14 protein-coding genes are annotated in these 11,113 nt (G+C 40.1%); all 14 read right to left on the bottom strand.

Features of this window, described 5'->3' with window-relative positions; translation table 11 throughout:
* Positions 1-168: 168 nt before the first annotated feature.
* The gene (locus ACQEXU_RS21405) at positions 169-993 is read right to left on the bottom strand and encodes a hypothetical protein (RefSeq protein WP_427012239.1); all 825 of its coding nucleotides are present in this window, start codon (positions 991-993) and stop codon (positions 169-171) included.
* 142 nt (positions 994-1,135) lie between these two features.
* On the bottom strand, positions 1,136-1,639 hold the full coding sequence (locus tag ACQEXU_RS21400; protein ID WP_427012238.1) for a GNAT family N-acetyltransferase: 504 nt from the start codon (positions 1,637-1,639) through the stop codon (positions 1,136-1,138).
* A 146-nt stretch (positions 1,640-1,785) separates the two neighbouring features.
* Positions 1,786-2,412 carry a PmeII family type II restriction endonuclease gene (locus ACQEXU_RS21395; protein WP_105069240.1) on the bottom strand — a complete coding sequence of 209 codons (627 nt, stop codon included), beginning with the start codon at positions 2,410-2,412 and terminating at the stop codon, positions 1,786-1,788.
* 136 nt (positions 2,413-2,548) lie between these two features.
* Positions 2,549-2,983 carry a hypothetical protein gene (locus ACQEXU_RS21390; protein WP_427012237.1) on the bottom strand — a complete coding sequence of 145 codons (435 nt, stop codon included), beginning with the start codon at positions 2,981-2,983 and terminating at the stop codon, positions 2,549-2,551.
* Positions 2,984-3,127: 144 nt separating this feature from the next.
* Positions 3,128-3,493, bottom strand: a complete 366-nt coding sequence (locus ACQEXU_RS21385) for a cupin domain-containing protein (protein WP_427012236.1) — start codon at positions 3,491-3,493, stop codon at positions 3,128-3,130.
* 162 nt (positions 3,494-3,655) lie between these two features.
* Positions 3,656-4,036 carry a hypothetical protein gene (locus ACQEXU_RS21380; protein WP_025794182.1) on the bottom strand — a complete coding sequence of 127 codons (381 nt, stop codon included), beginning with the start codon at positions 4,034-4,036 and terminating at the stop codon, positions 3,656-3,658.
* Positions 4,037-4,280: 244 nt separating this feature from the next.
* Positions 4,281-4,865 carry a hypothetical protein gene (locus ACQEXU_RS21375; RefSeq protein WP_427012235.1) on the bottom strand — a complete coding sequence of 195 codons (585 nt, stop codon included), beginning with the start codon at positions 4,863-4,865 and terminating at the stop codon, positions 4,281-4,283.
* Between the two features lie 142 nt (positions 4,866-5,007).
* Positions 5,008-5,361 (bottom strand): NUDIX domain-containing protein, encoded by a 354-nt coding sequence (locus tag ACQEXU_RS21370; RefSeq protein WP_237288221.1) that lies wholly within the window; start codon positions 5,359-5,361, stop codon positions 5,008-5,010.
* Positions 5,362-6,748: 1,387 nt separating this feature from the next.
* Positions 6,749-7,213, bottom strand: coding sequence for a hypothetical protein (locus tag ACQEXU_RS21365; protein ID WP_427012234.1), 465 nt, complete (start codon positions 7,211-7,213; stop codon positions 6,749-6,751).
* 155 nt (positions 7,214-7,368) lie between these two features.
* Positions 7,369-7,905: a GNAT family N-acetyltransferase gene (locus ACQEXU_RS21360; protein ID WP_427012233.1), complete on the bottom strand. Its 537-nt coding sequence runs from the start codon at positions 7,903-7,905 to the stop codon at positions 7,369-7,371.
* Between the two features lie 126 nt (positions 7,906-8,031).
* On the bottom strand, positions 8,032-8,592 hold the full coding sequence (locus ACQEXU_RS21355) for a hypothetical protein (protein ID WP_427012232.1): 561 nt from the start codon (positions 8,590-8,592) through the stop codon (positions 8,032-8,034).
* A gap of 146 nt (positions 8,593-8,738) precedes the next feature.
* Positions 8,739-9,224, bottom strand: a complete 486-nt coding sequence (locus tag ACQEXU_RS21350; protein WP_427012231.1) for an N-acetyltransferase family protein — start codon at positions 9,222-9,224, stop codon at positions 8,739-8,741.
* Between the two features lie 143 nt (positions 9,225-9,367).
* Positions 9,368-10,486 (bottom strand): SEC-C metal-binding domain-containing protein, encoded by a 1,119-nt coding sequence (locus ACQEXU_RS21345; protein ID WP_239732411.1) that lies wholly within the window; start codon positions 10,484-10,486, stop codon positions 9,368-9,370.
* A 131-nt stretch (positions 10,487-10,617) separates the two neighbouring features.
* Positions 10,618-11,025, bottom strand: coding sequence for a hypothetical protein (locus ACQEXU_RS21340; RefSeq protein ID WP_427012230.1), 408 nt, complete (start codon positions 11,023-11,025; stop codon positions 10,618-10,620).
* Between the last annotated feature and the right edge of the window lie 88 nt (positions 11,026-11,113).

Here is an 11,113-nt window from a genome sequence, read left to right as displayed (position 1 = left end):
ATCACTTTTTATTTGTATTAGTTGAATATCCATATGCCTCATAACGCCAAATTAAGGTGTGAACAACGCTACCACCCTACCTAAACCATTGTGCCATAAACACTAAAGTTACTTGAAGTGAGGGCGCCGAGCGTTGTGAATCACTCTTAAATTTATTGTTAGGAGTATTTACGCCATTCCAAAAATACCGACCATACTACCACCGATGCGGCTAGCGTCTCCCGTCACATTAAAGCCTAGGTAACTCAAATGAGCATCTTGCAAACCAACTAAGGATGAAAAAGGAGTAAAGTCTCGATTGATGCAGATACCCAGTTGGAGATGTCCACCGATAGTCGGATATCTATCCTCCTCGATGATCTTTTGAAGCACTATTTTTGGAGCTCTTTGCCACAAAATACTATCAAACTCTTGTTCTGAGCGATAACCTTCGATCGCTGTCATAACTTGCTCTTTCTTGTCACCTAGGATAAAGAATTCTTCAGGTTTGGCAGTTTCACTATCGTGCATGGTCAGCGATAGTTCAAACATTCCCGATGAAAAGTCGGGTCTAATCTCGCAAATTTTATAGCACTTAGTTAGGTGACAATAACCAACAAACAAAAACTCACAAAGTGCGCCCTCCTGTTTCATTACAGCAAGAGTATCGATATAGCTCTTAGCTATCATTTTCACATATTCAGCCAATTCATCCATCGAGGGGATTTGGTGCAATACATTCAGATTAGAAAAAATTGTTGATAGCGCTGCATGTACATTTAAGCCGATGAGGGAGCTACCAGCAAATGCTAAACCTACTTTAGACTCTAAAACTAGCTGATCAAAGGCACCCGAAGTGCCGGGGGCTTTACAGAGTAGAGGGATTGAAAATACCTTTGCTCCAGAGTCCAAAAGCATTGATGGATCATCTCCACCATCCGTTACCTTAGAATCACCAACAGTCCAAACTGCACCACCAGATTCAGAATTAAACCAACTTACAATTGATGTCATTTTATTATACTCCTAACGCCAAATTAAGGTGTGAACAACGCTAACACCTTACCTAAAGCATTGTGCTATAAACACTAAACTGGCTTGAAGTGAAAGCGCCAAGCGTTGTGAATCACTCTTAAATTTCTTGTTATGATTGTGGCTAGGGAATCGTATATTCATAGAAAACCACACCACTGTCCTTAGCGGGTTGCGCGATGAACCCCAGCTTTTTAAGTAACTTCGCTGAAGCAATATTAGATTGGTCAACACCGCCTATGAGTTTCAGCCAAGATTCGGATTTTTCGACTTCATGTATGAAACCTTGAAGCAATTCACTAGCTAACCCTTGGCCCCAGTATTCTTCGGCAAGCAGATAACCAATATGGGCATACTTATCATTTTCGACATAAGCGAACAGGAAACCTATTAGTTCTTGTCCCTCGGCTTTCACTTGAAGTAAGCGGCTTTCCGATAACATTCGTTCAAGCCAGGTTCGGGCTTGTTGACGAGAACCTATCTCGTGGAAATATGGAGGAAGACTTTCTACTACTGCTGGCGTGAGGATTTGAGGAATTCGCTCTAGCAAATATGAGTGTTTAGACAAGTCAAACCCTTCAGTAATTTCAACTACTGTCAGCCTCGGACTTTCAAATGATATTGCCATACAACCTCCCCATTTCGATAAAAATCATAACGCCCAATTAAGGGGTGAACAACGCTACCACCAAACCTAAACCATTGTGCCATAAACACTAAATTTGAAGTAGAAGCAAAAGTGCCAAGCGTTGTGAATCCCTCTTAAATTGCTTGTTATAAGCCTTTTATGTACTGACTACTAAGTTCAATGGCTCTTGATTTTACAATTTCATTGAAGCTTACCTGTGAAGCCAAACCTGAAATTAACTTAAGAACCTCGTCTCCCGTAGATTTGCTACCACCAACCAACTCCCAAAACTCAGCACCATTTAGCTTATATTCTTCTTTCGATCTTCTGTCATCGTTATACATGCACAGCCTAAATATACAACCAGCAGCATCAGCGAGCTCTTTCCGCTCTTTAATTGTCTGTGAGTTACTACTGTTTTGTGCGTTTATCGATTTAATCTCGATCCAATATTCACAACCATTAGGGTGTACAAATTTAAGATCAAAAGGGTTCGGTTTATCTTTTACAATTGTGCCACCTTGTGACTCAACCAAGATTACACTGATTTTTTCAATCACAGCTCCTAACTTGGTCGAAAACGATTTAGTTACCCGCTGTGCTGTAATGAAGTAGAAATACTCTTCAATGTTATTTGAGAACAACTCTAGAGTAAGCGGTTTACTCTTTTCTAAAACCTCTTTCAGCGTCAGTTTCTGAGCAGATTCAGAAATTCCGTCAAGTAACTCATTAAACAGCTTTAATATCTTTTTATTACTGATATCATCAAGCACAAAACTCTCCTAGGCTTATAACGCCAAATTAAGGTGTGAACAACGCTAAACACCTTACCTAAACCATTGTGCCATAAACACTAAACTTGCTTGAAATGAAAGCGCCGAGCGTTGTGAATCACTCTTAAATTTATTGTTAGCTTTTAGGCTTATTATTTCGAACCAATTCCATTTCCGCGCTAATACCCATTGTGATTTGAAAGCTAGCCTCTAAAACCCAGCTAATATAAACTTCAATAGGTTCTTCCAGATCACCATACTTCCAAGCGTAAGTACGCACACCATCGGTTTGGCATTCAGTATGATGAGCCTTTTTCCTTTCCCCTTTCAACCTTTTTACTTTCTTTCCATTTTTATAAAAGTCAGCATCTAGAATAGGCTCGCCTTTTGCGCAAAAATCACCAAAATCAAGTCTAAGTTGAACCTTTTCTTTATCAGTGTCGATTGTTTCCACGAAAAAAAGACAACGACTTTTATCTTTGAAAGTTAGTTCTTGAAGTTTTCCAGTTTTGAGGAATTTAACTCTCACTGATTTAATGTGACCAAGAGGGCTCTTAGGATTATCCGCCATGTTTCCTCCGTTAAGCTAACGCCGCGTTAAGTGGTGAGCAACGCAGACCACCGAACCTAACTCATTGTGCCATAAACACTTAAGCTAACTTAACCTGAAATCGCTAAGCGTTGTGAATCCGCCTTGAACGCCTTGTTAGCTTCTTCACACCCAAATGTCATTTTCAGCTGTAAGTTCACCTCCAGAGTCGCCTGTATTGATCACACCTTTTGGCTCAACTAGAAGAACTTGGCATAAACCCTTGGCAAAAGGTTTATGTTCAACTCCTTTTGGAATGACAAACATCTCACCATTCGTAAGAGTTACCTTTCCATCTCGGAATTCAATTTCCAAAGTCCCCTCAATAACTATAAATACCTCATCGGTATTCTCGTGAGAATGCCAAACAAACTCGCCTTCACCTTTAGCCAGCTTAAATTGATAATCATTCATTTCAGCAATAACTCGCGGAGACCAAAGCTCCTCAAACTTTGCCAACTTGTCTTTCAAATTTATCGAACTGTATTCCATACTTCCCTCTAAAGCTAACGCCCTGTTAAGGTGTGAGCAACGTAATACCGAAGCTCCCGCAAACCACCTTAAACACAAAACGCAACGCATAGCAAAAATGCCAAGCGTTGCGAATCACTCTTAAACAGATTGTTAACTGACTTTTAGAAGCCTTAGGTAAATTTAAATTGTAATCGTAGTATCTATACGAGCGTCTTTGTAATACTTTTGAACTGTAGCCACTTCAAATTCAATTTGCTTATGCCTTAGTTCATACTGTTCAACTTCAGATACTAAAGCATCACATTTCGCAGCTAAACTATTTACTTTGCCTAATAAGTTTTGATTCTCACTAGTCAAGGTTGCCACTTGCTCATTTGATAATTGAAGTTCAGCTTGCAACTCAAAGAGTTGCTTCTTGTGCCCCTCGCGGAGTTGACGTTCGTTAGTATTAACTTCAGCTTCTATTCTAGCTTTGTAATAGAACCAAGTTACTAAAATACCTGCTAAAGCTGATAGAACGATATAAAACCAAAACTCGTTAACACCAACAATGTAATTCACGATTTTCTTCCGAACAATTATAAGATCACCAACTAATACCGTTGGCTGGCAGCAGATTTTATCACTTGATATGCAAGCTAAACAATACATTTTCAATTGGTAAACTTGCCTACATTGTCGAGGCAGTTAACGCCCTGTTAAGGTGTGAGCAACGCAATACCGAAGCTCCCGCATACCACCTTAAACACCAAACGCAACGCATAGTGAAAATGCCACGCGTTGCGAATCACTCTTAAACAGTTTGTTATATTGTGGTTTCGTAGTTCTTTTTTATTATGCCTAAGATACGTTCCAGATACTTAGAAAAAACTTTGTCCCACTCTGAAATCAAAGTTGAAGCATCAGTGTCATGAGATAGAAAGCCGCTATCATGATTGGCAGAGTATCCTTTTAACTTGCCTTGTCGAAGAGCATGACGGTCTAGAATAAAGCTATGTTCCTTGATCTTTCTGCCACCTCTATTTGCACCATGGGCAGCAAAGCTGTTTCTAATATCGAAGATCTGACAACCTTGAATTTCGCTTAGTTCAAAATCCATACCCATTTTTCTTAGCAAAACTAACAGCGCTTGCTGCTGCATATAAACAGCATTGAGGACACCATAGAAGTACAAATAGAGATCACCAAATGGCAATGATGGATTTCGCTCTAGAAACGAATGTTTAGCTAGTTGTGTATCCTCTAAGAGGTAAAAGCTGTCGATAACCGAGTTATACGCATCGCTTGTAGCAACAGATACGATAGGAAAAAGCTCTTCATCATTGTCAACATTACAAGAATGATCCGAGATAATTTCCCGAGTTAAAGCTATTATTTCATCAATTTCCAAACGCTGAACTCCAAAAACAATATAACGCCCAATTAAGGGGTGAACAACGCCTCCACCCTAACCTAAAGCATTGTGCCATAAACACTAAACTTGAAGTAGAAGCAAAAATGCCAAGCGTTGGGAATCCCTCTTAAATTGTTTGTTATATGCACAGAATTTCGACTTGCTTTATGGCGTCAAAGAATACTTTATGGCACTTAAAATCGGGCTTACTTCCTACTTTATGCCAGAAGAAACTAAACTCATGCCCACCGTCATCTTGAGTAAAGAAACTCCAGCTATTCGGTAGTTCTTGGTCTATTTCGCAAAGCACAAAATGCCACAGTTGATTTTGAAAACCGCTTTCCCAGCAGCCGAGATAGTGAGTGCTCGATACACTAGATAACCCAGATTCTTCTTCCAGCTCTCTCAAAGCTGCACTTTCGATAGAAATGTCCGACGACTCTAGTGTTCCTTTAACAAGTTGAACATCAGCTAATGGATGTTCAAACAGCATTAACTCACGATAGTTTCCTGACTTTCTGAGCACTACAGGGCAGACTTTTACTTCCCTTTTCCGGACTCTTTCTTCCACTGAACTCTCCCGTGCATATAACGCCCAATTAACGTGTGAGCAGCGCATACACTGAACTTGAAGGCTGCGCCGTAAACACTAAATTCAACCGGAAGTGAGAGCGCCAAGCGTTGCGAATCACTGTTGAATTGTTTGTTATGTTTTACCACAAGTCACTGACTTAATTGAGAAAGAACTGCTATTTCTAACTAGTTTTCTGAAGCAAGCCACAAGGCTGAAACCAACTTGACCGCCAAAGGTGACCAACCTAAAACGTGTAATTCCACTTCCCTGCCTAATGAGGCAACCCGACTAAGAAACAACAAATGCCCTACCTTTCCAACCAAAGCGCCAAACAATGCTGAATTGCCGAGGCAACTGCCAAGCTGAAATGCTGCTTGGTTAAAAACCTAAAAGCGACTTAGAGCCAGTAAAATGAAAAGCCAACCACCACGACCTGACAATGAAGCAACCCGCGAACATTGGCATGTTTTACGGGCTAAGTGATTCAAGAACTTAGCCCGACAATGCGGATTTGCTGAGTCTACTAGGGACGAATTGCCAGAGGGGCAAAGAACTAAAGCCTAAGACCTTTAAGCCTTTGAATTACAAGTAAACATAACGCCCAATTAACGTGTGAGCAGCGCATACACTGAACTTAAACATTGCGCCGTAAACACTAAACTCAACCCGAAGTGAAAGCGCCAAGCGTTGCGAATCACTGTTGAATTGTTTGTTATGTTTTACCACAAACACTTGATTTACTTGAGAAAGAACTACCATTTCTGACTAGTTTTCTGAACCAAACCACAGGATAGAACAAACTTGGCCGTCAAAGGCGACCAACCTAAAACCTGTAATTCCACTTCCCTGCCCAATGAGGCAACCCGACTAAGCACCAACAAGTGCTCTTTCTTTCCAGCCAAAGCGCAAAACAATACTGAATTGCCGAGGCAACTGCCAAGTTGAAATGCTAATTGGTACTGAACCTGAAAGCGACTTTAAACCAGTTAAACAATAAGCCAACCGCCACGACCTGACAATGAAGCAACCCACGAAAATTCGCATGTTTTACGGGCTGAGAGATTCAAGAACTTAGACCGACAATGCGGATTTGCTGAGTCTACTAGGAACGAGCTGCCAGAGGGACAAAGAACTTGAACCAAAGACATTTAAGCCATTGAAATACAAGTAAACATAACGCCGCATTAAGGTGTGAACAACGCGACCACTGAACCTGACCTTACCACCGTAAACACTGAACTCAACAATGGAATGAAAAATGCCAAGCGTTGAGAATCACTCTTAAATGCTTTGTTATAAGCGATGCTCAAGAGTAACCAAATGTCTCATAAACACGTTTTTTCAATGCGCTCCTGTTAGCTGAAGGGTCTATATGTATCAGAAAATACTCAACTAATTCAGTGGCTGATCGAAACTTTTTTCCATACCATGATGCGAATTCCCAATCATCGTGGCGATTTAACCTTTCCAAACGTTCTTCAGAATTGTTGTAACGAGAGATAAAAAAATGAGTACCTTTAGGTTCAATAAAATAACGTTGATCACCAATCGTTTGTAGAATGTGTCGTTGATTAAAATCTTTTTTGTATACCTTTTCTACATCTGATCCCATTTCATCAAAGTAATATTCGACTTCATAATCTAACACATTGAACTTAACCAACGAACTTTCAGGATCTTTTGCTTTCTTGAGCGCTAGTTCTAACTCAGAGATTAACTGCTCTCTAGCAGAGCCTATAAATAGGTCTCGCCCTACTTCATTGCAACTCATGGGACCTCTCAGATTCAAAATTTTGTATTAGCTTATAACGCCGCATTAAGGTGTGAGCAACGCCAAGCACCTAACCCAAACCATTGCACCTTAAACACTGAAACCAAGTTTAAACTGAAATCGCCAAGCGTTGTGAGTCACTCTTAAATGCTTTGTTATATGCCTGCCCATTCTGTAGACAGGACTGACATTAGTACTTTATCGACAAATTCACCATTACGAAAACCTGATTGGCGCATCACACCCTCATGTTGATAACCTGCGTTTTCATAAGCCTTAATTGCGCCGTAGTTAAGAGAGCTTGCTGTAAGCTGAACTCTATGTAAACCAAGAGTCCTTATCGCGTAATCTGTTACGACTTTCGTGACTGAGGTACCAACCCCCTTACCCCAATAACTTTTTTCTCCAATAAGAATAAAGTATTCGCCACTACGATTTAGAGAACTGATCCCGGATATACCTGCATAACCAATTAGCTGATCATTCTCTTTATTGCATATGCCGAAAGACACATTTTTAACGCTTGAATTTATGGATAAAAGCCATTTTTCGATATCTGATTTTGATTGAGGATACGCATACGAAGAAAGGCTATAGAGTGTAACTTCACGGTCACAAGACCATTTGTAAAATACTTCCCCATCTTCCACATTCAGTGAACGCAGATAGTAACCATCTAGTTCCAATTGCATGATTTTCCTTATTACTCCGATGGCATATAACGCCGCATTAAGGTGTGAGCGGCGCTTGGCTATACTTGAGCGAAGCGAAACTGCCAAGCGTTGCGAATCACTCTTAAATGCTTTGTTATGAAGCTGTTACCTATGGTTCTCAGCTTTCAGCATGTCTCGGAACAAATCTTCCATTTGATCAAAGACCTTTACGCACAAAAATTGTAGCTGCTGCTCGTATTTTTCTTCTGACTTTTCATGGACTAATGTATAACCTAGATTCATGACTTTATTAATTTCTAGAGCAATATCTTTGGGAAAATAAAGTCTATGATGGTCGAAATAGTCATTTAGCGCACGAAAATCGGTTTCGAGATTGATACTAAAATCTTCCAGCTTTTTATCAGCTAAACTCAGGCAACTCAGCATTAGTCGATATAATTCAGTAATGCAGTCTTCCCGCTTTTTGTAGAGACTTGTAAATGTAACTTCGTGCTCTTTTTGAAGCTGAGAAAGTTGAGATTTTAGGCTTTCAATTTCTTTCTGGTATTCAGCTCTTTGGGACTCCAGTTTAGCTTGGTTGACCAACTCATATTTTTTGATCACTCCTGTAGCTATCGTATTTGCAAACAACTTTGCTACGACGCCTAAGGCAGCTGAACTGCCGATAGCCGCAAAAATCGTTGTAAATGCAGATTCTAAACTCATTTAATATCCTCAAAGTTGGATAAGCTTCATAACGCCAAATTAAGGTGTGAACAACGCTAACACCTTAGATAAACCATTGTGCCATAGACACAAAACTAGACTGAAGTGAAAGCGCCAAGCGTTGTGAATCACTCTTAAATTTATTGTTAGCCGTACATTGCCCAACGGAAATACGGACGCTGACCATCCATCCGTTCAACTTCTGCGCCTAACTTTTTGTAAAACTCGTGTGCTTTGGTGTTATGTGGACTAGCTGTCCAAGAAATATGAGAAGTTAACGACTTTTGAGCTTCCGTTTTCAAAGTATGCATAAGTTCTGCACCGTATCCCTTTGACCGATGATTACTAACAACTAGAAGATCATCAAGCCAAATAGACGGTTCACCGCGAAAGGATGAATAACGATAATGAAACAAGGCGAAACCCTGAACTTCACCATCGACTTCCAATAGCAAAGCGTGGGCAAACGGATAGTCACCAAATAAGGTTCGTTCTATCTTTTCTTTAGTCGTGGAGATTTCACCGTCGAATCCTTTCATACTTCGGTCAAACTCAGCTTTGTGTCCAATAAGTTCTAGCAACTTACTGGAGTCTTCCTTGATCGCTTTCCTTACGTTCACTTTGTTCTCCATAACTCAAGTTTCCGGTTGTCGGCTAACGCCCAATTAAGGGGTGAACAGCGCCTTCTCCCAAACCTAAAACATTGTGCCATAAACACTAAAACTGAAGTAGAAGCAAAAGTGCCAAGCGTTGTGAATCCCTCTTAAATTGCTTGTTAGAAATTGATTTTCGTTATACTTTCAACTTCCCACCCAGAAAAGCCAATGCCATCATCGACAAGTAAGGATTTTGGCTCTAGCTCAAAAGGATTGACCCCGCTCATTATTAAGCTCTCCACTTTTTCCTTGTGAGAAGAAGACAAACTATCCCACCAACTAGGAGACGTGAAAGTATTTTCTGCAACACCATAAAAGAACCGAACTAATTTTGAAAAGAGCTCTTCTTGCGAACCAGTCAATAAGGTACCGATGAAATCTTGTACGATTGATTCACCCTTAAACCAACTCAAAACCGCATAGCCTTTTCCATCACTAGAAAATGAGTTGAACACCAAGTACTGAGGTACAACCTTTAAGTCACCTAAGTCTTGTATCAAATTACCATCAAAGTCCGATACAGGCGCAACAATTGAGGAAACAACAACTGGAATTGGCTTGGATGAACTAAGTATCAAATGACACATGTCATTAGTTGTCTGACCAAGAAGTTGTGAATCAAGTTTACTCTTAAATTCTGACAATTCTTTGATTGCCGTTTTGACCCCCAATTGATTGTCTGACGCAAACTTTTGAATAAATAATTGGTCAATAGGTTGTTTACCCTTATCACCTTGCTTCAACAGTTCTGAGCTAACGAGGCTACCCTCTTTGGCATATAGCTCTTTTGCAACAGAGCGATACATCAAAGCAAAACACTGCTCTTCGTCGTTAGTGAAGTGGCGATCTTCAACGCAAGCAAATAGAGATTTGTCATGATGAGAGCAAAAGCCTTTGAAGGTAGACGCTTGGTTGACACCAATTTTTTCTGGGACAAGCTTTCCGTTGTTCTTAAAAAGGTTAGATAGATTAATTTTCAAACCCAAAACATGATTTGTTTCATCAGCAATGGAAATCAAACTACTGCTTTTGGAGATAGTATGAGCATTTATGATGTTTTTACTACAATCCCCTTTGAGTTCATCAGGGACATAACAACACTTACGCTGAGCAATTTTGTTTGAGTGCGCTATAGCGTCGCCTTTTGTGACAGCCTTTTGACTCTCTCTTCCATAATGGCAATGCTTATACTTTTTATCAGAGCCGCACCAGCATTTTTCATTTCGACCAATTTTCATAAAAATCACCTACAACTTTAATAGTGAAGTTAAATAATATTTCTAACGCCGCATTAAGGTGTGAGCAACGCTTGGCTATACTTGAGCGAAGCGAAAACGCCAAGCGTTGCGAATCACTCTTAAATGCTTTGTTATATTCGTAGCCTCGTGTGCCACCTAGTTACTTCCATGAGTCTACTTTCATAGACCTTATGCACTGTCGCTATATGAGCTATGCAGTCAAAATTAAACAACACTACACGTTTTTTAATAGTTTTTACTTTATCCGTATCTACTTCAACTGTTAAAGAAGCTTTCAATAATGTTGATAAGTCAATATTTTCCTTTATAACTTCACTTCTAAACCAAGCTGATAGCTCATTGGAAATATACAGTTCTAGCTCGCCAGCAATCGAATGTGAAACTGTTCCATCGAGCAAGTTAATACACAAGACACCATTAGGCAGCTCAGATAACGTTTCGAGGTCTTCACCCATCCGCCAACCAACAAACATCTTGGGTAGAACTTCAACGTAGTGATTAATCCTTTTTAGTCCCATAATCCCTCTAGAACATAACGCCCTGTTAAGGGGTGAGCAACGCAATACCGAAGTCGCCGCATACCGCCTTAAACACTAAAACCAACGC

The organism is Vibrio sp. TRT 21S02, from assembly GCF_050113675.1.
Lineage (GTDB): Bacteria > Pseudomonadota > Gammaproteobacteria > Enterobacterales > Vibrionaceae > Vibrio.
This window is presented reverse-complemented; position numbering and strand designations above follow the sequence as displayed.